Annotated in this window: 25 protein-coding genes; 22 read left to right on the top strand and 3 right to left on the bottom strand. The window is 35.8% G+C overall.

The annotated features are described in order from the left end of the window. The first annotated feature begins 1 nt into the window (after window position 1). The 22 genes from AC0L5Q_RS06660 to AC0L5Q_RS06555 all read left to right on the top strand — a co-directional run bounded on the left by AC0L5Q_RS06660 (window position 2) and on the right by AC0L5Q_RS06555 (window position 18869). A complete protein-coding gene (locus AC0L5Q_RS06660) occupies window positions 2-766 on the top strand; it encodes a 4'-phosphopantetheinyl transferase family protein (protein WP_473616109.1) in 765 nt (254 codons plus the stop codon). A gap of 155 nt (window positions 767-921) precedes the next feature. Beyond that, window positions 922-1656 carry a beta-ketoacyl synthase chain length factor gene (locus AC0L5Q_RS06655; protein WP_473616105.1) on the top strand — a complete coding sequence of 245 codons (735 nt, stop codon included), beginning with the start codon at window positions 922-924 and terminating at the stop codon, window positions 1654-1656. Further along, complete coding sequence (locus tag AC0L5Q_RS06650; protein ID WP_473616101.1) at window positions 1653-2429, top strand: lysophospholipid acyltransferase family protein; 777 nt, start codon at window positions 1653-1655, stop codon at window positions 2427-2429. Before AC0L5Q_RS06655 ends, AC0L5Q_RS06650 begins: the two co-directional genes overlap by 4 nt. Further along, on the top strand, window positions 2422-2676 hold the full coding sequence (locus AC0L5Q_RS06645) for a phosphopantetheine-binding protein (RefSeq protein ID WP_076418913.1): 255 nt from the start codon (window positions 2422-2424) through the stop codon (window positions 2674-2676). Before AC0L5Q_RS06650 ends, AC0L5Q_RS06645 begins: the two co-directional genes overlap by 8 nt. 18 nt (window positions 2677-2694) lie before the next feature. Then, complete coding sequence (locus tag AC0L5Q_RS06640; protein ID WP_473616095.1) at window positions 2695-2943, top strand: acyl carrier protein; 249 nt, start codon at window positions 2695-2697, stop codon at window positions 2941-2943. A 5-nt stretch (window positions 2944-2948) separates the two neighbouring features. After that, a complete protein-coding gene (locus AC0L5Q_RS06635) occupies window positions 2949-3506 on the top strand; it encodes a COG4648 family protein (protein WP_473616091.1) in 558 nt (185 codons plus the stop codon). Further along, window positions 3481-4824: an AMP-binding protein gene (locus AC0L5Q_RS06630; RefSeq protein ID WP_473616086.1), complete on the top strand. Its 1344-nt coding sequence runs from the start codon at window positions 3481-3483 to the stop codon at window positions 4822-4824. The genes AC0L5Q_RS06635 and AC0L5Q_RS06630 overlap by 26 nt, the downstream gene beginning before the upstream one ends. Beyond that, window positions 4817-5167 carry an ApeI family dehydratase gene (locus tag AC0L5Q_RS06625; protein ID WP_076418917.1) on the top strand — a complete coding sequence of 117 codons (351 nt, stop codon included), beginning with the start codon at window positions 4817-4819 and terminating at the stop codon, window positions 5165-5167. The genes AC0L5Q_RS06630 and AC0L5Q_RS06625 overlap by 8 nt, the downstream gene beginning before the upstream one ends. After that, the gene (locus tag AC0L5Q_RS06620; protein ID WP_473616080.1) at window positions 5167-6879 is read left to right on the top strand and encodes a glycosyltransferase family 2 protein; all 1713 of its coding nucleotides are present in this window, start codon (window positions 5167-5169) and stop codon (window positions 6877-6879) included. Before AC0L5Q_RS06625 ends, AC0L5Q_RS06620 begins: the two co-directional genes overlap by 1 nt. A 78-nt stretch (window positions 6880-6957) precedes the next feature. After that, window positions 6958-8514 carry an HAL/PAL/TAL family ammonia-lyase gene (locus AC0L5Q_RS06615; protein WP_473616075.1) on the top strand — a complete coding sequence of 519 codons (1557 nt, stop codon included), beginning with the start codon at window positions 6958-6960 and terminating at the stop codon, window positions 8512-8514. Then, window positions 8501-8935 carry an acyl-CoA thioesterase gene (locus AC0L5Q_RS06610; protein ID WP_473616071.1) on the top strand — a complete coding sequence of 145 codons (435 nt, stop codon included), beginning with the start codon at window positions 8501-8503 and terminating at the stop codon, window positions 8933-8935. The genes AC0L5Q_RS06615 and AC0L5Q_RS06610 overlap by 14 nt, the downstream gene beginning before the upstream one ends. Further along, window positions 8928-9521: a hypothetical protein gene (locus AC0L5Q_RS06605; protein ID WP_473616067.1), complete on the top strand. Its 594-nt coding sequence runs from the start codon at window positions 8928-8930 to the stop codon at window positions 9519-9521. The genes AC0L5Q_RS06610 and AC0L5Q_RS06605 overlap by 8 nt, the downstream gene beginning before the upstream one ends. Next, window positions 9502-11829 (top strand): MMPL family transporter, encoded by a 2328-nt coding sequence (locus tag AC0L5Q_RS06600; protein ID WP_473616064.1) that lies wholly within the window; start codon window positions 9502-9504, stop codon window positions 11827-11829. Before AC0L5Q_RS06605 ends, AC0L5Q_RS06600 begins: the two co-directional genes overlap by 20 nt. Beyond that, on the top strand, window positions 11822-13078 hold the full coding sequence (locus AC0L5Q_RS06595) for an NAD(P)/FAD-dependent oxidoreductase (RefSeq protein ID WP_473616060.1): 1257 nt from the start codon (window positions 11822-11824) through the stop codon (window positions 13076-13078). Before AC0L5Q_RS06600 ends, AC0L5Q_RS06595 begins: the two co-directional genes overlap by 8 nt. A gap of 38 nt (window positions 13079-13116) precedes the next feature. Further along, window positions 13117-13644 (top strand): DUF3261 domain-containing protein, encoded by a 528-nt coding sequence (locus AC0L5Q_RS06590; RefSeq protein ID WP_473618263.1) that lies wholly within the window; start codon window positions 13117-13119, stop codon window positions 13642-13644. Beyond that, the gene (locus tag AC0L5Q_RS06585) at window positions 13634-14824 is read left to right on the top strand and encodes a beta-ketoacyl-ACP synthase (protein ID WP_473616056.1); all 1191 of its coding nucleotides are present in this window, start codon (window positions 13634-13636) and stop codon (window positions 14822-14824) included. Before AC0L5Q_RS06590 ends, AC0L5Q_RS06585 begins: the two co-directional genes overlap by 11 nt. 1 nt (window position 14825) lies before the next feature. Further along, window positions 14826-15281: a hotdog family protein gene (locus AC0L5Q_RS06580; protein ID WP_473616052.1), complete on the top strand. Its 456-nt coding sequence runs from the start codon at window positions 14826-14828 to the stop codon at window positions 15279-15281. Window positions 15282-15339: 58 nt separating this feature from the next. Continuing rightward, on the top strand, window positions 15340-16569 hold the full coding sequence (locus AC0L5Q_RS06575; RefSeq protein ID WP_473616048.1) for a beta-ketoacyl-ACP synthase: 1230 nt from the start codon (window positions 15340-15342) through the stop codon (window positions 16567-16569). Between the two features lie 17 nt (window positions 16570-16586). Continuing rightward, on the top strand, window positions 16587-17300 hold the full coding sequence (locus tag AC0L5Q_RS06570; protein WP_473616045.1) for a class I SAM-dependent methyltransferase: 714 nt from the start codon (window positions 16587-16589) through the stop codon (window positions 17298-17300). A gap of 390 nt (window positions 17301-17690) precedes the next feature. Next, window positions 17691-17969, top strand: coding sequence for a type II toxin-antitoxin system RelE/ParE family toxin (locus AC0L5Q_RS06565; protein ID WP_473616041.1), 279 nt, complete (start codon window positions 17691-17693; stop codon window positions 17967-17969). After that, a complete protein-coding gene (locus tag AC0L5Q_RS06560; protein ID WP_473616040.1) occupies window positions 17969-18262 on the top strand; it encodes a HigA family addiction module antitoxin in 294 nt (97 codons plus the stop codon). Before AC0L5Q_RS06565 ends, AC0L5Q_RS06560 begins: the two co-directional genes overlap by 1 nt. Before the next feature lie 130 nt (window positions 18263-18392). Beyond that, window positions 18393-18869 (top strand): DUF2721 domain-containing protein, encoded by a 477-nt coding sequence (locus AC0L5Q_RS06555; RefSeq protein WP_473616035.1) that lies wholly within the window; start codon window positions 18393-18395, stop codon window positions 18867-18869. Here the strand turns inward: AC0L5Q_RS06555 and AC0L5Q_RS06550 are convergent, their stop codons facing one another. From AC0L5Q_RS06550 to AC0L5Q_RS06540, 3 genes are all read right to left on the bottom strand, one after another. After that, the gene (locus AC0L5Q_RS06550) at window positions 18870-20282 is read right to left on the bottom strand and encodes an alpha/beta fold hydrolase (protein WP_473616031.1); all 1413 of its coding nucleotides are present in this window, start codon (window positions 20280-20282) and stop codon (window positions 18870-18872) included. It lies immediately after the preceding gene. 37 nt (window positions 20283-20319) lie between these two features. Then, on the bottom strand, window positions 20320-22356 hold the full coding sequence (locus AC0L5Q_RS06545; protein WP_473616028.1) for a 2,4-dienoyl-CoA reductase FMN-binding domain-containing protein: 2037 nt from the start codon (window positions 22354-22356) through the stop codon (window positions 20320-20322). Window positions 22357-22511: 155 nt separating this feature from the next. Continuing rightward, complete coding sequence (locus tag AC0L5Q_RS06540) at window positions 22512-23849, bottom strand: sodium-dependent transporter (protein ID WP_473616023.1); 1338 nt, start codon at window positions 23847-23849, stop codon at window positions 22512-22514. Window positions 23850-23934: the final 85 nt, after the last annotated feature.

Below are 23934 nucleotides of genomic sequence, written 5' to 3'. Positions count from 1 at the left end.
CATGTCGGTTTTTATTTTATATGCAAAAGTGAGTGATTCATGGTTTATTGAACAATATAACCAATATATTCCTTTATTGAATCATGAAGATAAAAATCGTTTTAATACAATGAAAAGCCCATTAAAACGTCAACAATTCCTCCTGAGTCGAGTTTTATTGCTTCAAGCTGCGACTCAGTTGCTCCAACAAAAATCACTGACTTTAAAAGCAGAAGGTGAACCAAAAGAAAACAGTTACTTAGAAATCGCCCAAATAAAGACTTACCAAATAGAGAATTACACTCAATTACTCATCAATCAAAAGTATAGTTTCTCAATTTCAATCACTCATAGTGGCTCTGTTGCCGCAGTATGTATTAGTTCACAACAGTTAAAGCTAGGGATTGATATTGAAAAAATTAAACCTAGAAAGTTTGTTGAATTAGCTCAAGAATTTTGTGTGGAAGATGAGTTAACCCTTTTAAATAATAAGCAATACGACTCTTACTATTTTTATAAACTATGGACAGCTAAAGAAGCACTAACTAAAGCAACACAAGCTAACTTAACTGATTTGTTCTCTTTTAATTGCTCTAATGTACTTATTAAAAATATTGGAACATTTAACTTTAATCATTCTCTTTTTTCTTATAATACCTGCAATTTATATAATGAATCAGAAACCTATATAGGTACCGTTGTTTTTGAAACTTTAGATAATAAAAAAGCGTTAAGCGATATGTGTGAAAAAGCAGAAAAGATCAGCTGGCATAAATATAAAGCTTAGCTCTTTATTTGTTTTTTAATTGAACGAATTATTGTGTTTTCAACGTTATAACCTTGTATTGATTCATGTTAGCTGTAGATAGTTAACTATTCTTTAGTTGAATTGAACTGGCTGCTTAGGTAGAATTTGCGCATATTTTAGCGGTTGATGTATTTATGAAATTTGGTATTGAAAAGTGCGTAGCATGGTATGGAAACATACGTACTACCGAAGATTGGCAGCTATGGGCAAAAGGTGACTTAAATTACTTACCTGAAGAAGATCTTCCTCCTTTAAAACAAATACCTGCAATGCAACGCCGAAGATTAAGTCCTTTCGCTAAACTTTCCTTACATTGTATTCTGGAATCTCTTGGTGATAACGCAAGTAATATTCCTTGTGTTTTTTCTTCACGCCACGGCGATTTACATAAAACAGCTAAATTAATTGAAGATGTTGCAACTAAAAATGACTTATCACCCACCCATTTTGGTTTGTCTGTTCATAATGCTGTAGCGGGTTTATATAGTATTTTTGCTAATAATAAGCAGCCTATGACCGCTATTTCCGCAGGGGAAGACTCATTAATGATGGCAATAGTTGATGCTTACGCAAAACTAGAAAGCCAACATTTAGATAAAATTTTAGTCGTTTACACCGATCAAATTGTTCCAGAACAATACAGTCAATATGTTTCAAATAAAGAGCAAACTTTATCAGTCGCCTTTATTTTAACTAAATACCAACCTGATACAGGTATTCAGTTAACCTTTGAAAAGCAAACTGAACATAGTGATGAAAAAGCTACATTTCAACCTCTTGATTTTTTAAGGTTTTTTCATGGAGAAAATAAAGAATCTGTAATTCTGTCTAAGCGTTATCAATGGCGTATCAGTAGAAGTTTATTTTGAAAAAAATAAATAAATACTGGAGAATATTTGCAACAGGATCTGCATTCACCTTATTCGGCTTTGGCGGTATTTTACTTACCCTTATTGTTTTTCCTATTGTTAACTTTATTCATCGACATAACGAATACCAACGTAAATACAGCGCTAGAAAAGTAGTACACAAAACGTTTAAAATGTTCGTAAATTATATGAGCTTTGTTGGCATTCTCACACTCGAAATTGAAAACGAAGAACAGTTAAAACAACATAAAGGCAAGTTGGTTATTGCTAACCACCCATCCTTAATTGATGTGGTTGTGTTAATTTCAATTATAGAAAATGCCGATTGTGTTGTTAAAGCGGGTTTGTGGAAAAATCCTTTTTTAAAAGGAGTTGTAACAAATACAGGCTATATAAATAATGAAGAAGATCCTGATACGTTTTTAAAGGATTGCAGTAAAACTTTTGAAGAAGGTAATAATTTAATTGTGTTTCCTGAAGGAACAAGAAGTAGCATAGATAAACCCTTAAAGTTTAAACGGGGAGCGGCCAACATAGCATTAAGAACAAAAGTTGATATCGTACCTATTATTTTAACGGTTACGCCAACTACGTTAACAAAAGAATTAGCTTGGTATCAAATACCCGATAAAAAATTTACCGTCAAATTAGTTGTTAATCCTGTATTATCAACACAAAAATATAGAGAAGCTGAATCAGTTTCTAACTCAGTAAGAGAACTTACTCGAGACTTAGTAGAATATTATAAAGAGGAATTTGCCGCTCATGAATGAGTTAATCACAGAAGTAAAACAATTAATTATTGAAACATTAGAATTAGAAGATATAGAACCCGCAGATATATCAGACGAAGAGCCCTTATTTATTGATGGCTTAGGTTTAGATTCTATAGACGCATTAGAATTGGGTGTAGCAATTAAAAAAGCGTATAATGTGAAAATTGATGGCGATTCTGAAGACAGTAAAAAACATTTTTACTCAGTTAAATCATTATGCCAATTTATCGAACAAAATAAATAATTCAGGTATTAAATTGACATGAAAAATAGAGAAGAAATTTACGAAGTACTTAGCAATATATTAGTGACTTTATTTGAAATAGATGAAGAAGACATTTCAATGGATGCTCATTTATATGAAGATATGGATCTTGATAGTATTGACGCTGTTGATTTAGTTGTAAAATTACGCGAAATAACAGGTAAAAAAATAGAACCGGAAGATTTTAAACAAGTTCGTACTGTTAAAGACGTAGTTGATGCCGTTGAAAAATTAGCTCTTAGCTAATTTTAATGAAACATATTGTTATAGGGAGTGTTTTTGTACTCTATCCGTTAATTGTTTTTTTTGGCTTAAAATGGATAGAGCCTACATATATTGCTTTAGTGTTAGTTTTATTAGCTTGTTTACGCTTTTACTACAGTAAGGCATCAATAAATATTCCTTTTATTAAAGTTGTAGGCATTAATATTATTATTTTATTAATGCTTAGCCTTTTTAATAACTCATCCTTTTTACTAAAATTATATCCTGTAGTTATGAGTTTAAGTTTTTTGAGTATATTTTTATATTCATTAGCTAAACCTCCCTCAGTTATTACCTTAATTGCTAGTGCTCGAGATAAACTCACTATTAATGCGGTTGAATACACCAAAAAAGTTACCTTAGTATGGTGTGTGTTTTTCTTGATTAATGGTTCTATCTCTTTAGTCACCGTGTTTTTAAGTGATGAAATTTGGGCATTTTATAATGGCTTAGTTTCTTATGTACTTATGGGTGTTTTATTTCTTGGTGAATGGATAGTTAGAAAACGATTTAAGAAAAATGACCAATCAGATTACATTACCTAGCGATAAAACTTATTTTATTTCACAAGCTAAAACGTTTCAGCAATGGTCTGAATCGGTTTTATTTCATCGATCGCTTTTTATTCAAAATTCAGCTCAAACATGGTTGCTTTATTGCGAAGATGCTTATGAGTTTTCGGTTTTATTTTTTGCTTTACTTGGTGCTCGTAAAAATATCGTATTACCTCAAAACGGCACCACTAATCAATTACAAACTTGCTTAGCTCATGTACAAGGTGTAGCCGGTGCGAATGAGCTCGCTTTTGAAAATACTATTGTGTATCAAGCTGATGGTTGTTCAGTAAACCCAGAGCCATTAATTATATATACAGATACAAGAGTTATATTATTTACCTCTGGCTCTACCGGTGAAGCGAAGGCTATTCACAAAGAGTTTTCACATTTACTACTGGAAGTTCAGCAACTAGAAGCAAGCTTTGGTCATTACTTGAAAGATTCAGGTGTAGTTTCTACCGTATCACATCAACATATTTATGGTTTGTTATTTAAACTGATATGGCCTATTTGGTCTGGACGAAACGTTATATTGCAGCCTTATGAATACCCAGAGCATTTGTGTCACGACATTACAAAGTACTCGTTAGATAAAGTCGTGTTAATCAGCAGTCCTGCACACTTTCATCGCTTAATTAAAGACAATGTATACAAAGATCATGTTTCTCATATTTCTTGTATGTTTTCTTCAGGGGGGCCTTTAAGTTTAGAGGCAAGTTTGCAGTTAGCTAATGAATTACAGCAACCGCCAATTGAAGTGTTTGGCAGTACCGAAACAGGCGGAATAGCTTGGCGTCAGCGTTTCAGCGAAGATAAACAACATTGGTTAGCATTCAAGAATATTGATATCGCCCTCGATCAAGAGTCTGAATGCCTCAAAATAAAATCACCTTATATTATTCAACCTGATTGGTACCTATGTGACGATAGAGTGAATATCATCAGTGACAACGAATTTGAACTTTGTGGACGAGTTGATCGTATTGTTAAAATAGAAGAAAAAAGAGTGTCGTTAGATCATGTGCAACAATGTTTAAAGTCGATTGATTGTATTGACGATGCCTACTGCTTAACCGCTAATAATAAAAGAGGCACTCAAGTAGTTGCCGCTATTGTATTAACTGAACAAGCGAAAGCTGAGTTAAAACAAAGTCGAAATTTAGTCTTTAATCGTCATATAACCTCGATTTTACATGAAGATCTAGAAGCTATTGCTATACCAAAAAGATTTCGTTATTTAGAGGCTTTACCTTATAATCCTTCCGGAAAATTGAATAAAAAAGAGATGGAGAAGTTCTTTGAATAATAAGGTGTTATTTCCTCAAGTTGATCACGTAGAAGCTAATGAAGATGAAGTGGTTTTATCTTTAACTATTCCTGCGGATTTATATTATTTTAAAGGGCACTTTCCACAGGCGCCAATATTAGCTGGTGTTGTGCAAGTACATTGGGTTATGCATTATGTTGAACAATATTTTGATTTAAAAATTGAGCAATACCTTTCCGTTGATGCTTTAAAATTTCAAGTGATAATTGCGCCTGAGTACCAAGTAAAATTAATTTTAAAAAAAATGTCAGACCTTAAAGTAAGTTTTAATTACAGCTCAGAACATGGTGCTCACACTTCTGGCCGAGCAGTGTACCGCTAATGCAATATTGTTTCGTTATTCCATGCTATAACCATGATATTGTTATTAGAGAAACCATTGCTTCTTTATGCGAATTTAACTTCCCCATTATTATTGTTGATGATGGCAGCCAAGCATCAACAAGAGAAATTTTAAAGCAAGTCTCGGAAGAGTTTCCTTTAGTTACCTTAATTCATCATCAAGAAAACGGTGGTAAAGGTGCGGCTATGCAAACAGGTTTAGCTGCTGCTATTAACATGAATATGACTCATGCCTTGCAAGTTGATGCAGATGGTCAGCATGATTTACTCGATATTAATCAATTTATTAAAGAAGCCGCTGATTCGCCAGAAAGCTTGATCAGTGGTCAGCCTGTTTACGACGATTCTATTTCTAAAGGGCGTTTTTATGGGCGCTATATCACTCACTTTTGGGTAGGAATAGAAACACTTTCTTGTAAAGTTATAGACTCCATGTGCGGCTTTAGGGTTTATCCGTTAGCGGCGTATGCAAAGCTTATACAAAATACTTCGCTAGGTAAGCGCATGGATTTTGATATTGAAGTCATGGTCAAGCTTATTTGGCAAGGTGTTCCTGTTAAATTTGTACAAACTAAAGTGCATTATCCTGAATTTGGTATTTCTCATTTTCATGCATTTAAAGATAATGTCATTATTAGTAAAATGCATACACGTTTGTTTTTCGGTATGTTATTACGCTTACCTAAATTACTCGCACAAAAGTGGAATAAAAAAGCAATGGCTGAGCAACCGTCAAACAACGAGCTAGAGCAAAATAAACCTGAAGATTTACATTGGTCTAAGTTAAAAGAACGTGGATTTATGTTGGGTATTGAAGTACTCGTATTTGTGCACAAATATTTAGGTAACTGGCTCTTTAAAGTCGTTTTATTTCCAGTCATGATTTACTTTTATTTAACGGGTGATGTTGCTAGAAAAAGCATTCATCATTACTTAAGTAACATGTACAAATACAAAAATAATGTCACTTTAACTCAAGGTCAACTGTTTCGAAAAGGTTTCAAAGTTTTTTATAACTTTGGTCTATCTATTGTCGACAAGTTTGATGCTTGGTTGGGCAAGGTAAATATTGAAGATATCGACATTAAAAATGATGCCGCCTATCAATCTTTAATTAATGCCAATGGCGCGGTTATTTTTAGTGCACATTTAGGTAACATGGAAGTGTGTCGAGCAATATTTAGTACAGGTGAAAACAAACGTAAGCTTAATGTTATTACCTACAATGAACATACGCCATCATTTAATAACTTCCTTAAAAAAGTAAACAAAGATGCTGCCATTAACTTTATTCATATTAATGACTTTGGGCCAGCTGACTCTATTCAATTAAAACAAAAAATTGAAGACGGTGAAGCCATTGTTATTTTTGCTGATCGTACTTCGGTTAATAATCCTGATAGTGTCTATAACGTTCCATTTATTGGTGAAGAAGCCCCGTTTGCTAAAGGGCCTTTTGCACTAGCATCGATTATGGACTGTAAAGTGTTTTTAATGTTTTGCTTGAAAGAAGAAGGGCGCTACTCAGCTTATGTTGAAGAGTTTGCCCAACCGAAAAAAGTAAAACGTAAAGAAAGAAATGAATACTTCTCGTCGCTTGCTGAAAAATATGCACAGCGATTAGAATTTTACTGTCGTAAAGAACCATACCAATGGTTTAACTTTTTTAGTTTTTGGCAGAATAAAAAATAATAAGCAAGATAAAGTAAAGATAGGTAATAGCTAATTTATAACAGCTATCAAAAATATATTGAATTGGAGAAACGCTAAGTGAGTAGCGAAAATTGTAAAAAAATACTGTTTGGTGAAGGTAACTTAACGATTGAAGATATTGTTAATGTTTCTAAATCACAAGATCCTGTAGCACTTTCTCAAGCAGAAGATTTTAAAGAACGCATCGACGCTGGCGTACGTTTCTTGGATAAAATATTAAAAGAAGAAGGCCACATATACGGCGTAACAACAGGTTACGGCGATTCAGTTATGTTTGAAGTGCCGTTAGATCTCGTTGAAGAATTGCCTATGCACCTTACACGTTTTCATGGCTGTGGTTTAGGTGACTTTTTTACGCCAGAGCAGTCACGCGCTATTTTAGCTACTCGATTAGCGTCATTGTCTCGTGGATATTCTGGCGTTAGCTGGAACTTGCTCGACTTATTAGTTGAGTTACTTAATCGTAATATTTTGCCTGTTATTCCTGAAGAAGGCTCAGTAGGTGCAAGTGGCGACTTAACGCCACTATCTTATGTTGCAGGTACCTTAATCGGCGAAAGAGACACATACTACAAAGGTGAAATAGTTCAGGCCAGCGAAGCGTTTGAAAAAGAAGGTTTAAAGCCGATTAAACTAAGACCTAAAGAAGGTCTAGCTGTAATGAATGGTACAGCTGTAATGACGGCTTTAGCTTGTACTGCGTATAAACGTGCTGAGTATGCCACTAAGTTAATGGCTCGAATTACGGCACTTTCGAGTTTAGCGTTAAAAGGTAACAGTAACCATTTTGACGATATTTTATTTAGTGTAAAACCACATCCAGGTCAAAACCAAATAGCTAAGTGGATACAAACAGATTTAAACCACAATACGCATCCACGTAATTCTCATCGGTTACAAGATCGTTATTCAATTCGTTGTGCACCACATGTTATTGGCGTATTGGCTGATAGCTTACCTTGGTTACGTACCATGATAGAAAACGAGTTAAACAGCGCAAACGATAATCCGATTATTGATGGCATTGGCGAGCATATTTTACACGGTGGTCATTTCTATGGTGGTCATATTGCTATGGCAATGGATTCAATGAAAAACTGTGTTGCTAACTTAGCAGATTTAGCTGATAGACAAATTGCTACGCTTGTTGATATAAAAATGAATCATGGTTTACCACCCAACCTTACTGGGGCTACAGGCGACAGAAGACATATCAATCATGGTTTTAAAGCCATTCAAATTGGTTGTTCTGCTTGGACGGCTGAAGCGCTGAAGTTAACCATGCCTGCAAGTGTATTTTCACGCTCTACTGAATGTCACAATCAAGATAAAGTCAGCATGGGAACCATAGCTGCACGCGATTGTTTACGTATATTACAACTAACTGAACAAGTACTAGCAGCAACGCTTTTAGCTTCTGTGCAAGGTATTAGACTTCGTATTATTAATAACGAATTATCTAAAGACTCTTTAACTGATGATGTAGCGGCTATGGTTGATGATGTTTCAAGTTTCTTCGAGTTACTTGAAGAAGATCGACCAACAGACAAGTTACTAAGAAAAACTATCTCGTATATCCAAGAAGAACGCTGGGATCTTTATGAGACAAGTTAAGGGCTTACTTACGGTATCAACAGAGATAGACGTACAATTTTATGATGTTGATGCCATGAGAGTGGTTTGGCATGGTAATTACGTTAAGTACATGGAAGAAGCGCGATGTTATTTACTACGTGCTTTTAACTATGATTACAACGATATGGAAGATTCTGGGTACGTATGGCCGGTTGTTGATATGCGCCTTAAATACGTTAAACCCGCTCGTTTTGGTAGCAAAATACGTGTTGAAGCAACTTTAGTTGAGTATGAATCACGTTTGAAAATTTCATACCGCATATTTGATACTGAATCAGATGAAACATTAACTAAAGCGTATACCGTGCAAGTTGCTGTTGATATGACAACGAATGAAATGCAGTACGAGTCGCCTGCTGTACTTATAGAAAAATTGGCACCATATATTAAAAATGACTAAATTACTTTCTCGTTTATTGGCTTGCTGTTTAGCACTTTTAGTTTTTACTCAGGTAAATGCCAAAGAGCTTATTGACGACTTCAAAATAGAAGAAGGCGTTGCTAGTTTTACGCAAGAAAAGAAGTTTTCCTTTTTATCCACGCCCATTAAATCGAGCGGCCTTTTTAAAGTTTATAAGCATAATATTCTTTGGCAGGTAAACAGTCCTGTATTTTCAAAGTTATTAATTATTGATAATGAAATTTGGCAATATAATGAGGTGAAAACAATAGACGGTATTGCCAATCATTATCGGAAAATGGTGACACACGCCAGCATCGAAACACTTATTCAAACGGTTTTTACGGGCACTATAAATGAAGAGCAGTGGGACACAACAGTAAAAAACGAGCAATGCTTATTGTTACAACCCAAAGATACTTTGTTAGCTCAAGCGATCAGCTTATTAGAGTTATGCCTTGGCGAAGAAGAAAGCGAACGAGAAGTTTTAATTACCGATACGCAAAAAAACACCACTAAAATAGTGCTCACTCAAACAAAAAACACCTTATCAGATGAAGATATTAATGAATTTAACATCCATTAATAAACTGTATGTTTGGTGCGTTCAATGCATTATCTTTGTCTTAATTTTATTGTACTTAGCGGCTAATCAACCCGTAAGTATAAATGCTAATTTAACTGCTTTATTCGATAATAATACGAATGATGATTGGAAAGCTATTCAGCAACAATTTAATGCTGGCGCTAGTACAAAACAAATTTATTTGATCGGACATAGCAACTTAGCTACAGCTAAAGAAGCTGTTGATACCTTTGTTAATCAAGCCAAAAATATTGATGGTATCGACAGCGTAACTGGAAAGTTATCAAATATCCCCAATCAAAGTATGATGATAAATAGCTACAGCGGTTTTGAGCAACAGCTGTTATTACCTGCTTTTCGAGATGCGATAACGCATCAAGATCTCGAAAAAATATTTAAAATAGAATTTGAGTTGATCAATCAAATAGGTGAGCAATTGGTGGCTCAAACTATTGAAAAAGATCCTACCTTATCTTTTGCTCATTTTCTTAATCGTTCACCGTTCCCTCAAAATAAAATCAATATAACGTCAGACGGTTATTTAACTGTGCCTCATAACAATCTTGTGTATGTTTTAGTAACCATTAGCACCAAAGAAGGGGCGTTAAATGTTAATAAAGCCAAGTCTATTGTTGAGTCGTTAAACGCAATACCATTAACACCTGAAGTTGACTATGTAAGAACCGGCGGTATTTTTTATAGCGACGAAGCAAGCCGCAGTGCAGAAAGTGAAATGAAACTACTAGGCGGGCTTTCTATTATAGCCACCTTGTTTTTAATTTTTATCTCTTACCGACGTTTCTCTGTCGTTATTAGTACGTTATTTCTCATTTCAATCAGTATTTTATATGGTTTTATTGGGTTAAATATCTTCTTTAAAGAGGTTAACTTACTCACCATGATCTTTGCTATTACCTTAGTTGGTATTGCAGTCGATTATAGTTTTCACAGTTTTACTGAATTACAACGGGTTAAGGCAACGCAGCGTTCACCTTTATCTACTATTCGAATGTCGCTGGTATTAAGTTTTATTACCACAACCTTAGGTTATACCTTGCTTGTTGTGGTGCCAATTGTTCTATTTAAACAAATAGCTGTGTTTACTGTCTTTGGTTTATTTGGCGCTTTATTAACCGTGTTGTTGGTGTATCCGTACCTTCATCACAAGTTTGATTTTAGCCGTCAAAAGCCTCTTGCTTTTTATGCTAAAGCCAACCGATTGCATCAAAAGCTATTCAACGTAAACGTTAAAGTGAGCATTGCTGCTGTATGTATTATTGCAGCCTTGTGTATTACCTGCTTATTTAATATCAGCTTTGTTGATAATCCTAAGTCTTTTTATCGTGTGTCAGACGCTTTATCAAATAGCGAAGTGAAAGTTAAAGAAATACTCGGACAAAAATTTGATAATCAATATCTGTTAGTTAAAGGTGATAGTGCTCAAACCTTATTAGAAAACGAAGAACAGCTATTACCTTTATTGAATCAGTTAAAATCAACACAAGTAATTGGTAGCTATCAAGCAATTTCTCAATGGTTACCTTCTATTGAGCGCCAAAAGAAAGACAATCAATTACTCGTTAATGCGGGCAATAATCAGTACTTTAGTCAGTTTTCTTCATTACTGGGTTTAAATGCTAATAAAGTAAATAAAGCCACACAATATTTAACGCCTGAAAGCTGGTTCGAAACGCCTTTAGGTAAAACCTATCAATCTATGCTGATTAAAGATGCAGAGCATTATTACTCTATTATTCGTTTTTCAAATATTACCGATGTAGCGGTTTTATCGGCAACCTTTGCTGAATTAAAACAAAGCGTTTTTGTTGATACGTTAGCCGATACAGAAAAAGAATTATCAGTATTTAGAGAAGTATTATTGATGATTTTTGCTATTGCGTTTTTAACCGCGTTTATCGTATTTACCTTTCGTTATGGTTGGAAACGAGCATGTGTTGGGGTTTTAGTTCCAGTATTGGCTTTTACAATTGCTATTGCGTTAAGTCAGTTATTTCAAGGTTATATCAATTTATTTAATGTGGCGGCAGGGCTTGTTGTTTTAGCTTTAGGGCTTGATTATTCAGTGTTTTATGCTGAACATGGTTTTTCAAAATCTATAACTCAAACCACCTTAATGTCTGCATTAAGTTCAATATTTGTGTTTGCTATGTTAGGTTTTAGTGCAACACCTGCTATTGCTAGTTTCGGACAAACTGTTTTTATAGGTATTGTTATTACCTTTTTATTTTCACCCATTATCACTAAAGTACACGGATTTGAATCAAGGAAAAAACGTAAAAATGACTGAAGTTGAGAAGTGTGATGTTGTCATCATAGGCGCAGGGCCATCAGGTGTTGTTGCTGCTAGTATTCTTGTTCAAAAAGGCTGGAATGTTATCGTTGTTGAAAAAGAAACGTTCCCAAGGTTTTCAATAGGCGAAAGCTTATTACCTTATTGTATGAGCTTTCTTGAAGAAGCTGACATGTTAGATACCTTTGTTGAACATGCTGATGAACTCGGTTTTCAATTTAAAAACGGTGCAGCTTTTTATCGAAACGGTGAACATTCAAGTTTTGATTTTAATAAAAAGTTTAGTGAAGGTCATGGTACAACCTACCAAGTTAAGCGTGCTTTGTTTGATAAATTACTCTCAGATCGAGCACAAGAAATTGGTGTCGACATTCGCTTTGAACAAGAAGTGAAAGGTATTAGTTTTACTGAAGAATACGCTACGTTAGAGCTTGTAAAAAATGAACAAAAAAGTGCAATACAAGCAAAGTTTGTTTTAGATGCCAGTGGCTTTGGCCGTGTTTTACCTAAGTTATTATCGTTAGAATTACCGAGTACGTTATCGAACAGAAAGGCGCTTTTTTGTCATATGCAAGACAACATCACTGATGAAAAGTACGACCGTAATAAAATACTGATCACGGTGCATCCTGATAATAACGATATTTGGTTTTGGTTGATCCCATTTTCAGATGATACATGTAGCTTTGGTGTCGTTGGTGATGTTGATTACTTTAATGCGAATAATCATTTAAGTAGTGAAGCATTGCTCGATGTATTTATTAGCCAAGAACCTTATCTTGCCAAGCTATTAAAAAATCATAAAAAAACAACCAAAGTAAACGCCTTACAGGGCTATTCATCTGATGTAACAAGTTTATATGGTGATAAGTTTGCTCTACTTGGAAACGCAGGTGAATTTTTAGATCCGATATTCTCATCTGGTGTAACTATCGCGATGAAGTCAGCTTCTTTAGCGGCTAATACGCTTGATCGTCAATTACAAGGCGAGTCGGTTTGTTGGCAAGCTGATTTTAGTGAGCCGTTAAAATGTGGAATAGAAGTTTTTAAATATTTTGTTATGTCTTGGTACGATACTCATTTACAAAATGTGATTTTTTTCCAAGAAGATGATAACGACGTAAAAAACATGATTTGTTCAATATTAGCAGGCTACGCATGGGACGAAACGAATCCTTATGTCGCTAAAACTGAAAGACGTTTAGCAGCTTTAGTTGATATTTGTAAAGACGAGAATAAAGACTAGTGAAGCTGTTATTCGCAATTAAGCCCTTTGTCTTGAGTATGTTTGTATGCATGTTGTTAAGTGGCTGCACGAGCTTAGTCAGTAACAATCAAGTTAACGATGATTTTTATACATTACAAACGGTGCCCACTCATTTAGTAGATACAGCGGTGTTAGAATCGTTAGTTTTTAAAAATGAACAAACTCAAAAGTTACTGACACAAATAGAATTTCATGAACAACGCTTAAACATGGTGGCGATGACCTATAGCGGTTTACCTATTATTCAAGCCAAATGGCAATATGATAGTGGCTTAGTTGAACTGGTAAGTGCACAGTTTAATGATGAGGTTGTACTGCGTATTATTCGTGATATTCAATGGGTAAAATGGCCTGTTGATACAATTAAGCAAGGTCTTTTAAAAGGGTACACCCTTATTGAATCGACTGAAAATAGCGAGCAAGTGCGAAAAATTAAACATAAAAACAAGATGTTAGTTAAAATAATATACACATCAAAACATATTGTTTTACAAAACATAGCTGAACAATATGAGTTAGTAATAGAGCAATTAAATGACAAATAAAAAAACGGAAACGATTTTTTTAAGTGAATTTTCTTTAGTTAATGCTTTAGGAAATAACAATAAAGATATCCAAAAAAACATGTTCGAAGGTGTTAGAACAGGTCTTGTTGAACGTGACGGTTTATTAAACGAAGGACGGTTATTTGTGGGGGAAGTTAACGCTGAATTGCCTTCATTAAGTCACAAAAAGCCTTATTTTAATACGCGTAATAATCAACTCGCCAAATTAGCGTTATTAGCATTAGAAAACGAAATTAATGACGTGAAATCATCAACGCCTACTCATCGTATAGGGGTCATTGTTGGCACCAGTACTTCAGGTATAGCGGAAGGCGAACAAGCGATTGTTGAAAAAAATGCCAGCGGTGAGTTTTCTAAAAACTACGACTACCGCATGCAAGAAATGTTTAACTTAGCTGAATTTATTAGTGAAGAGTTAAGTATCGACGGCCCAGCTTATACAATTTCTACCGCCTGTTCGTCTAGCGCGAAAGCTTTTATTACCGCAAAAGAATTAATACTCACGGGTATTATCGATGCTGCAATAGTTGGTGGTGTTGATTCGTTATGTGGAATGACCGTAAATGGTTTTACTGCTTTAGACTCGACTTCTACAGGCTTATGTCAGCCATCTAGCGCCAACAGAAACGGTATTAACTTAGGTGAAGCTGCTGCGTTATGTGTACTAAGAAAAGACAAAGGTCACATTAAGTTATTAGGCTGTGGTGAATCAAGCGATGCGCATCATATGTCAGCACCTCATCCAGAAGGTGAGGGCGCTATTTCAGCCATGCAACAAACTTTAGCTGAAGCTCACTTAAATGCTAGTGATGTCGATTATATAAACTTACACGGTACAGCAACCAAGAAAAACGATTCAATGGAAGCCATAGCGGTAGATAAAGTGTTTGGTACTCAAACGCCATGTAGCTCAGTCAAAGGCATGATTGGTCATACCTTAGGCGCTGCCGGTGCAACTGAAATTGGTTTATGCTGGTTAATGTTACAAGCCGAAAATACCTTGTATATTCCACACTGCTGGGACGAGTCGAAAGATGAAGAATTACCTAACATCGCATTAACTACCGTAGGGCAAAATAAAGGCTCAGGGTTTACAACATGTTTATCTAACTCTTTTGCCTTTGGCGGAAATAACGTGAGTGTTCTCATTGGAAAATAATATGAAAAACTTTAGCATTGAAGAGGTACTGCCTCATGCAGAGCCGATGATCCTTCTTGATGAGCTTATTTCATTTGAAGACGAAACAGCGACGTGTAGCCATACAATAACAGAGTCGAGTTTACTGTATAACCAAAATTTGCAAGGCGTACCAAGTTATGTGGGTATAGAATACATGGCTCAAAGTATTGCAGCTTATGCTAATGCGAATGAAATTAGTCAGGGTAGAGCGGTTGAAATTGGCTTTTTAGTCAGTTCAAGAAAATACAAATGCGATTATTCTGTTTTTACAAAAGGCATGAAACTTATTGTGAAAGTAGATAAATTGTATAGTGATGAGTCAGGTTTAAGCGCGTTTGATTGTTCTATATCAGAAAATGATAAGGCATTAGCAACAGCAAGAATTAATGTATTTCAGCCTAACGATCCTGCTAAATTTTTAGCCGAACAGTTATAACAATTTAAGAGAAAAATGTAATAAAGTTAAATTACATGAATAAGAGGTTTATTTTTAAATGAAACGTGTTGTTGTTACCGGTATGTCGGCTATTACGTCCCTTGGTCATAATTGGGAAGACTTTGAAGCGAATTTACGTAAGAAAAAAAATGCTGTAAAAATAGATGAATCGCTAAAAGCTATTAAGGGTTTATATACACACTTATCAGCCCCAATAGAAGATTTTGAACGTCCGGCTCATTATAAAAGAAAACAAATTCGCTCAATGGGGCGCATTTCATTAATGGCAACCAGCGCAACTGAAAATGCCTTAATAGATGCTAATTTATTAGACGATAAATACCTGAAATCTGGCCGTATGGGTATCGCTTATGGTTCTTCTTCTGGTTCAAGTGAACCTATGGTTGCCTTTGGCGACTTAATAAAGTCGGGCGATATGAATGGTATTAACGCTACTAGTTATATCAAAATGATGAGCCACACTACGGCTGTTAACGTAGGGGTGTTTTTCGGAATTTCGGGGCGTATGTATACAACAAGCTCAGCTTGTACTTCTAGCTCTCAAGCTATCGGTTATGCCTACGAAGCTATAAAATTTGGTAAACAAGAAATGATGGTGGCTGGCGGAGGTGAAGAATTTTGTCCTACCCAAGTCGTTGTGTTTGACACATTATATGCAACCTCAACGAAAAATGATGATCCTAAAAACAGCCCAAGACCTTTCGATAAAGACAGAGATGGCCTTGTTATTGGTGAAGGTGCTTGTACACTTATTCTTGAAGAATACGAGCATGCCGTAAACCGTGGCGCAACTATTTACGCTGAAGTGGTGGGTTATGGTACCAACTCAGACGGCGTTCATGTTACACAACCGACTAAAGAAACCATGGCGCTAGCTATTACCGAATCTCTTCAAGACGCAGGTATAAATGCATCTGAAATTGGTTATGTAAATGCGCACGGAACAGCAACAGACAGAGGCGATATAGCCGAAACACACGCAACTGAAATGGCCGTAACATCTAACGTACCGATTAGTTCATTAAAAAGCTATTTAGGCCATACATTAGGTGCTTGTGGTGCTATTGAGTCGTGGGCGTGTATTTCAATGATGAACAATGGCTGGTTTGCTCCTACTTTAAATTTAGATAACGTTGATCCTGAATGTGGAAATTTAGACTACATAACAGGCGACGGACGAGAAATAGATACCCAATACGTAATGAGTAACAACTTTGCTTTTGGTGGTATTAATACCTCGCTTATTTTTAAAAAGTTTATACAGTAACTTTCAACGGAAAATATATGAAAAATGTATTAGCAGAAGCGCACGTACCTGAATCAGCTTTTGGTAAATGGTTTCTTAGAAGTAATACATGGACAGACTATGTTCTAGAAGTTGCGCTAGAAGACCTTACTCATTTGTTAAAAGATTCACCTCGTACGTTTAATGTTATTGCCGATGTGGGCTGTGGTTATGGTCGTTCAATGAAAAAACTGAACGACAGATATAGCCCCGAGCGATTAATTGCCATGGACATAGATCAGGAAATGCTAGACGAAACTAAAAAAGAAGTCGCTCTACATAACCTAAACAATGTTGAATATGTACGTTGCTCTAGCTCAATGATCAAGTTGGAAGATAATTCAGTGGATATGGTATTTTGCCATCAAACATTCCACCACTTAATTTACCAACCTGAAGCTTTAAAAGAGTTTTTACGTATTTTAAAACCTGGTGGAATATTCATGTTTGCTGAATCCACTAAACGTTATATTCACTCGTGGATTATTCGTTTACTGTTTCGCCACCCTATGAGCGTACAAAAAACGGCAGACGAATATTTAACGCTTATTAAAGATTCTGGTTTTACCGTTAACGATGAACAAATATCTTACCCTTTTCTTTGGTGGAGCCGAGAAGACTTAGCTATTGGCGAAAACTTATTTGGTATTAAACCACCAACAGACCGTGAAGAAACTTTGATTAATTTGATAGCGGTTAAGCCGTTTGCTTAATAAAAGTCGGTTGAACATTGTAATATATACCCGTAACCATTCAATATGTAGGTTTCAGTGGGAACTAAAAACAATTTAGGCACAGATTTTACGTTCCAAACAAAATCTAAGTACATACATCCATGTATGCAAGGCATTAAGTTTACGTCATGGTTATTCCCTTACTAAAGTTAATAACGCAGCATAAATTGTTTTTAGACCCATCGAAGAAGCGCTTGAGCAAAATCACTTCGTCGTTAATGCTTTTTATAAGGGAACGACCATTATTACAAAGCATTGCCTTGAATTGATATCGCTCAAGTGCTCTGAAATACGCATCTTGATTGGTAACGGGTATATAGTTATTCTTTTTTAATCGACATGTGATGCGCATCACGCTACACTTGTTGTATGATCAAATCTTTTAAACACAAAGGTCTTAAGAAATACTTTCAAACAGGTAGTGTTTCTGGCATTCAAGCAAAGCATCAACGTAAATTACGTATGCAGCTGGCGGCAATAGATACAGCCCAAGTCATTGATGACATAAATTTACCCGGCTTTAGGTTACACCCTTTAAAAGGTGAACGTGATGGGATTTGGTCTATTACCGTAAATGGTAATTGGCGTATAACTTTTGAATTCATCGAAGGTAATGCATATATTCTCAACTATGAGGACTATCACTAATGAGTATGTATAATCCACCGCATCCAGGGGAGTTTATTTACGACGTTTATCTAGAGCCTTCTGGTTATAGTTGTCGTTATTTAGCGAAACAATTAGATGTTGCTTCATCTACTTTAAATAGAATTCTTAAAGGGCAAAGTGCAATATCTCCTGAAATGGCACTCCGATTATCTAAAGCAATAGGCAGAACACCTGAGAGTTGGTTATCAATGCAAGATAACTATGATCTTTGGCATGCTAAACAACAAGTTAACTTAACGAATGTTCACTCAGTAGATTTTGCTATTGCGTAAGATATATATCCGTTATCATTCAAAATGCTCTGAAATAGCCTCTTGAATGGTTACGGGTATAAATAGTCCACAAATCAAAAACTTTTGTAGGAAATATTACTCACTCTTAAAAAATGAGAATTAAAACGTTATGATCGACACCACACCTTTTTTAGGCGATGTAAGCCACGTAATACAGCTCGCATTGGCTCCTGCTTTTCTCTTAACGGGTATTGCCAGCATGTTGAATGTTATGACGGGGCGTCTTGCGCGTATTATTGATCGTGGGCGACATGTTGCGGATAAATTTGTTAAAGCTGAGCATGTTAACCTTAACTGTTATGAAGTAGAGCAGCATTATCTTGAACGTCGCCGTTACTTAGCGAGTTCTGCTATTACAGCCTGTACGCTTTCTGCATTACTGGTTTGTTTGGTGATTGCGGTGCTTTTTATAAAGGCGATTCTTGGTTTTGAAATAAAATGGGTGGTTGGAACGCTTTTTATTTCGTCAATGTTTACCCTTACCGTAGGTTTGAGCTATTTTCTTCGTGAAGTACACCTTGCCACTAAAACAGTCAGAATTGTGCTACCTAATAGAACTAAGAACGAGAAAAGCAGCACCGATTAGCTAAAACCCTACGTTAATCATACCGTGCCAACTAAAGCTTCTGTTATCTTGATGTACTCGAGTTAACGATACATTCATTGTAGTAGGTACATTGCTAATAACTAAAGTGTTTTTTGTATATATATCTGCTCCGTGAAGTTCTATATCGCTTTCTTCTATATAACCTACTGATAAGCCTTTTAAATTTCCGCCCCATACATTCATACTTGATTTAAGCGATATAAAACTAAAGCCCTCTGGGTAATTTAGGCTTAAATTGGTGAAGGTTAGCTTAGAGTTATTTACAACTAATTGGCTAGCAGTAAAGTTGTCTATATTGCTCTTAGGTTGGCAGTTTTTAATAGTAACGTTTAAATACGTTGTGTTATTTAACAAATCAGTCGTTTGGCCTTTATCACAATCTATAGTGATGCTTTGATTGTAAACTGTAGTTTTATTGATGTTTTCAGTACTTTTAGCCCCATTTTGTATGAAGTTGTGAATACTGTTGGCCACTTGTATTGGAAATTGCTTTTGCGGAGAGTGGCCTGCGGTTTCAAAAATTTCAATAGATTGTGTTTTTAATAAATAGCTGAGTAACTTAGTAACTTGTACGGGCATGACTTGATCTTTTCCGCCCCAAATAATATGGGTAGGAGGTGCTGGTTTTCTCATTAACTTTGTTAGATTTTCGTCCAGTACAGCAATAGCTGAAATATAAGTACTGTTGTTTTCTAATAGGTATTTTCTACCTGCGTCGCTTAATAAAACTTTGCTTGGGTCGGGAATTAATTTATTAACGGTATTAATTAAGCCCTTTAGTAAGGGGGCTTCGTTTTCTGTTAACTTTATTTTATCAAGCGCGTAATTATTGGCGATGTATTGGCTGTAAGAAAATTTATTAATAAAACCAGCAGCATCTATCAAAATAAGCTTTTCTGCTAATTCAGGATGTTTGAGTGACAATTGAACACTGATATTTCCTCCCATTGAATGGCCAATAACAATATTACGTTTACGTACTAATTTAGGGAGTACTTCGTATAAGGCTTGAGCATACTTGCTGGGTGAAAAGTTATTTTTAGGACTTTGCGATTGACCATAACCGGGCAGGTCGGGAATAAACAACTGATAATGTTGCGAAAGCTGTTTAACTATTTTTTTAAAATCTTCAGCTGAGCCACCCACACCATGAATTAAGGTTAACGAGGGCGTATTCCATTTAGTCGGCGATTTATAAAAGACAATATTTGAGTCGAAGGTTTTTGAATAAGCTTCAACTTTTTCCATATTATAAGCTTTGTACCAATCGCTTCCATAGCTAGGGCTTGAGGCGGTAAGAGAAAATAAAATAAAAGCGAATGAAGCAAGAATGCTGGTAATAAATATAATTTTTCGTTTTGCAATATGTGTTGGTAATGAGTTTTTTAACACAATAAAAGCTGTCCTTTTATGTTTTATTATTAGTAAGCTAAATTGTTCTAGCTAAGTGTAGTGCGTCTTCAATCGCTTTTTGTGCATCAAGCTTTTGCGCATTTAAAGCGCCACCAATAATATGAATGTTGTCAGCTGAAATACTTTTAGCTATTACATCAACAACACTGTTATTTTCTGTTTGGCCAGCGCAAATAATAATAGTGTCTACGTCTAACACTCTGGCTTTTGTTCTAATGTTGATATGTAAGCCGTTGTCGTCAACTTTGTTATAAGTTACGCCTGAAAGCATAGACACGTGTTTTTCTTTTAAAGAGGTGCGATGTATCCAGCCTGTGGTTTTACCTAAACTTGCTCCTGGTTTTCTAATTTTTCGTTGCAGCATATAAACGTTTCTTACTGAGTTTTTATGGTTAGCCGCTTTTACACCACCTTTATTTTGTAGTGACAGATCTATGCCCCAAGTATCAGTAAATTCTGCTATTTCTTTCTCTGAATTTGTTACGGTATTTTGCGCTGAGTTGCTTGTGTCCGTTAAATATTCTGCAACATCAAAGGCTATGCCTCCAGCGCCTACAATAGCAACACTTTTACCAGCGGTTATTTTTCCTGAAAGAATATCTTGATACGACACCACTTTGTTATGGCTAAAACCTTCAAACGTTGGCTGGTTAGGCGTTGTTCCTGTGGCAATAACAATGTCATCATAAATACTTAAGTCGTGAGCTTTTAATTCAGCATTTAAATGAATACGTACTTTGTGCTGAGCTAATTGGTATTCAAAATAACGTAAGGTGTGGTTAAAGTCTGATTTGCCCGGAATTTGTTTCGCTAGGTTGAATTGCCCACCTATTTTATCGGTCGCTTCAAACAAAGTAACTTCGTGACCACGCGTTGCTGCATATAACGAAAACGCCATACCAGCAGGACCTGCACCAATTACAGCTAATTTTTTAGGGGTAAGAGCGAGGACGAGTTTAAATTCTTCTTCGTGTGCTGCAAAAGGGTTAACTAAACAGGTTGCCACCTTGTTTTCGAAAATATGATCTAAACAGGCTTGATTACAAGCGATACAGGTATTAATTGCTTGCGGTATTTGGTTTTTAGTTTTCTGTACAAAGTGGCTATCGGCCAATAAAGGGCGAGCCATAGACACCATGTCTGCCCAGTTGTTTTCTAATATATTCTCGGCCAACTCTGGCGTATTTATACGGTTACTCGCTACCACAGGAACCGAAACATTGTCTTTAATGTATTGGCTTACACTGGCAAATGTTCCGGAAGGAACCATGCTGGCAATGGTAGGGACTCTTGATTCATGCCAGCCAATACCTGTGTTTATTATGGTTGCACCTGCAGCTTCTATTGCTTGAGCAAGTTCAATTACTTCAGCTAGCGAGCTGCCTTGTTCGACTAAATCGAGTACCGATAGGCGATAAATAATAATAAAATTGGTGCCGACTCTTGCTCTTATATTTTTTACTATTTGTACCGCAAACTGTATGCGGTTTTGGTAACTTCCACCCCATTTGTCGCTCCGAATATTGGTTGAGCTAACAATAAACTGGTTAATTAAATAACCTTCAGAGCCCATAATTTCAACACCATCGTAACCAGAATCTTGCGCGAGAACAGCGGTATGAACAAAGTCATTAATTTGTTGTTCAACATCGCTACTCGATAGTGCTTTTGGTGTTAATGGAATAATGGGTGATTGAATGGCAGAAGGTGCAACAATTTGTTTTTGATAAGCGTATCGACCTGCATGCAGTATTTGCATACATATTTTGCCATCTTCAGCATGTACAGCCCGGGTAATAAGTTGATGATTTACTACGTCGCTTTTATCGTTCATTATCGCGCGGTTGGGTGCTAATCTACCTTCGGGATTTGGAGAAATTCCACCCGTAATAATCAAGCCTACGTCACCTTGTGCTCTTAATGCATAAAAAGCAGCTAAACGGTTAAAACCATTGGGCGCTTCTTCTAAATTGGTATGCATAGATCCCATTAAAACTCTGTTTTTTAATTGAGTAAAACCTAAATCTAATGGTGTTAATAAGCGTGAATACATTCGAGTGAGTAGAGCCAAGTAGAAATTAATGCACTATTTTAGCAAGTGCATAGGTGCAAGCAATCATAAATGTAATTAATTAGTAAAAATATAAGACGTAGTGATGAGAGATAGGCGTATCAGATTAAATGAAACGCCTAGTACTATTACTCAAGCTAGTTAAGAATGGCTACGTTAACAAATACAATGGTTAATAAAATAGGGCAGCAATAACGTAAATGATTGCCCCATAAGGCTAGCCATTTACTGTGATTTTTTTGGTTTGTTGCTACGAGTTTATTACCGCGTTTCCATAACCAGCCCACCACTATAAAATAAAACAAACAGCTTAACGGTTGTAAAATGGTAGTAAGTACCTGTATTACTAAGCCGAACAAGGTGTCAAAAAAAGCGATAATTAGTAAACTTGCCGTAAGCACTACAAGTGAAACAAGCCATGTTGCACTGTTTCTTGATTTACTTTTTTCTTCAACTAAATAAGACACGGGAACTTCAATAGACGAAATAGTTGAGGTAAGCGCAGCAATTGATAACAAAGAGAAAAATGCGAATGAAACAAATAAACCTATTGTACCCATGCTTGAAAATAGTTGAGGTAAAATATTAAATATTAATTGTCCTTCGCCAATTAATTTACCTTCATTAAATACCTCAAAACCTGCATGTTGAGCAACAAAAAGGGCAGGAATAATTAACAAGCCAGCCATAAAAGCAATAAACATATCTAACGAGGCGATCGAAAGCACTAGCTTGCCAATGTCATGATCTTTTTTCATGTACGAGCCATAAACCATCATGCCGCCAACACCAACAGATAATGAGAAGAAAGCTTGTCCCATGGCTGATACGATTAATGTAGGTTCCATAACTTGTGAAAAATCAGGTATTAAATAAACCTTTAGGCCTTCTATTGCACCGGGTTGTTGCAAAATATACACAATTAATCCAAGTAGCATAACTAGCAGTACGGGCATTAAGCGCGACGACCATTTTTCGATACCTGAGTTAATACCTTGATGAATAATGGCTGCACCTAATAAAGAAAATATAGGGGTAAAGATTAAATTTCGTGTGGTGCTCGATGTTGATAACCATACTGATAAGTCAGAAAAATTAAGTAGTGCAGCAAGCGGAGATAAGGCATTAGCTAGCATCCAACCTGCTACAATGGTGTAAAAACTTAACATCATTACCGCACCGCATAATCCGATAATTCCCATGTATTTACCCAAATTAGGTACAGAATCTTTACAGGCTTCTTTTAAAGCTCTTACAGGGTTTGATTGTGCTTGGTTACCTAAATAAATTTCGGCATAAAGGGCAGGTAAAGCGAAAAGTAGCGTAACAATAAGGTAAACGAATAAGAAAGCACCGCCACCATTATTAGCCGCTTGAGTGGGAAACCCCCAAATATTACCTAAACCTATTGCTGAACCTGCGGCGGCAAGTACAAAACCTAAACGCGAATGGAAAAAATCTCTTGATGATGTCATTAATTAATATAATTGATTGTTATTAGCTGAGGCAAAGCTTACCTACTAAAAAGAACTTTAAAAAGTTTTTTATCTTATAAATAAA

The sequence above is a fragment of the Pseudocolwellia sp. G5-9 genome (assembly GCF_055808995.1).
Note: the sequence above shows the minus strand (reverse complement) of the source record. Positions and strands in the feature narration are given on the sequence as shown.

What these genes read in the sequence shown, in the direction of transcription:
- AC0L5Q_RS06660 (WP_473616109.1), top strand. Translation starts at nt 2, where the DNA reads ATGTCGGTTTTTATTTTATATGCAAAAGTGAGTGATTCATGGTTTATT.
- AC0L5Q_RS06655 (WP_473616105.1), top strand. Translation starts at nt 922, where the DNA reads ATGAAATTTGGTATTGAAAAGTGCGTAGCATGGTATGGAAACATACGT.
- AC0L5Q_RS06645 (WP_076418913.1), top strand. Translation starts at nt 2,422, where the DNA reads ATGAATGAGTTAATCACAGAAGTAAAACAATTAATTATTGAAACATTA.
- AC0L5Q_RS06640 (WP_473616095.1), top strand. Translation starts at nt 2,695, where the DNA reads ATGAAAAATAGAGAAGAAATTTACGAAGTACTTAGCAATATATTAGTG.
- AC0L5Q_RS06635 (WP_473616091.1), top strand. Translation starts at nt 2,949, where the DNA reads ATGAAACATATTGTTATAGGGAGTGTTTTTGTACTCTATCCGTTAATT.
- AC0L5Q_RS06630 (WP_473616086.1), top strand. Translation starts at nt 3,481, where the DNA reads ATGACCAATCAGATTACATTACCTAGCGATAAAACTTATTTTATTTCA.
- AC0L5Q_RS06620 (WP_473616080.1), top strand. Translation starts at nt 5,167, where the DNA reads ATGCAATATTGTTTCGTTATTCCATGCTATAACCATGATATTGTTATT.
- AC0L5Q_RS06610 (WP_473616071.1), top strand. Translation starts at nt 8,501, where the DNA reads ATGAGACAAGTTAAGGGCTTACTTACGGTATCAACAGAGATAGACGTA.
- AC0L5Q_RS06605 (WP_473616067.1), top strand. Translation starts at nt 8,928, where the DNA reads ATGACTAAATTACTTTCTCGTTTATTGGCTTGCTGTTTAGCACTTTTA.
- AC0L5Q_RS06600 (WP_473616064.1), top strand. Translation starts at nt 9,502, where the DNA reads ATGAATTTAACATCCATTAATAAACTGTATGTTTGGTGCGTTCAATGC.
- AC0L5Q_RS06595 (WP_473616060.1), top strand. Translation starts at nt 11,822, where the DNA reads ATGACTGAAGTTGAGAAGTGTGATGTTGTCATCATAGGCGCAGGGCCA.
- AC0L5Q_RS06590 (WP_473618263.1), top strand. Translation starts at nt 13,117, where the DNA reads ATGTTTGTATGCATGTTGTTAAGTGGCTGCACGAGCTTAGTCAGTAAC.
- AC0L5Q_RS06585 (WP_473616056.1), top strand. Translation starts at nt 13,634, where the DNA reads ATGACAAATAAAAAAACGGAAACGATTTTTTTAAGTGAATTTTCTTTA.
- AC0L5Q_RS06580 (WP_473616052.1), top strand. Translation starts at nt 14,826, where the DNA reads ATGAAAAACTTTAGCATTGAAGAGGTACTGCCTCATGCAGAGCCGATG.
- AC0L5Q_RS06575 (WP_473616048.1), top strand. Translation starts at nt 15,340, where the DNA reads ATGAAACGTGTTGTTGTTACCGGTATGTCGGCTATTACGTCCCTTGGT.
- AC0L5Q_RS06570 (WP_473616045.1), top strand. Translation starts at nt 16,587, where the DNA reads ATGAAAAATGTATTAGCAGAAGCGCACGTACCTGAATCAGCTTTTGGT.
- AC0L5Q_RS06565 (WP_473616041.1), top strand. Translation starts at nt 17,691, where the DNA reads ATGATCAAATCTTTTAAACACAAAGGTCTTAAGAAATACTTTCAAACA.
- AC0L5Q_RS06560 (WP_473616040.1), top strand. Translation starts at nt 17,969, where the DNA reads ATGAGTATGTATAATCCACCGCATCCAGGGGAGTTTATTTACGACGTT.
- AC0L5Q_RS06555 (WP_473616035.1), top strand. Translation starts at nt 18,393, where the DNA reads ATGATCGACACCACACCTTTTTTAGGCGATGTAAGCCACGTAATACAG.
- AC0L5Q_RS06545 (WP_473616028.1), bottom strand. Translation starts at nt 22,356, where the DNA reads ATGTATTCACGCTTATTAACACCATTAGATTTAGGTTTTACTCAATTA.
- AC0L5Q_RS06540 (WP_473616023.1), bottom strand. Translation starts at nt 23,849, where the DNA reads ATGACATCATCAAGAGATTTTTTCCATTCGCGTTTAGGTTTTGTACTT.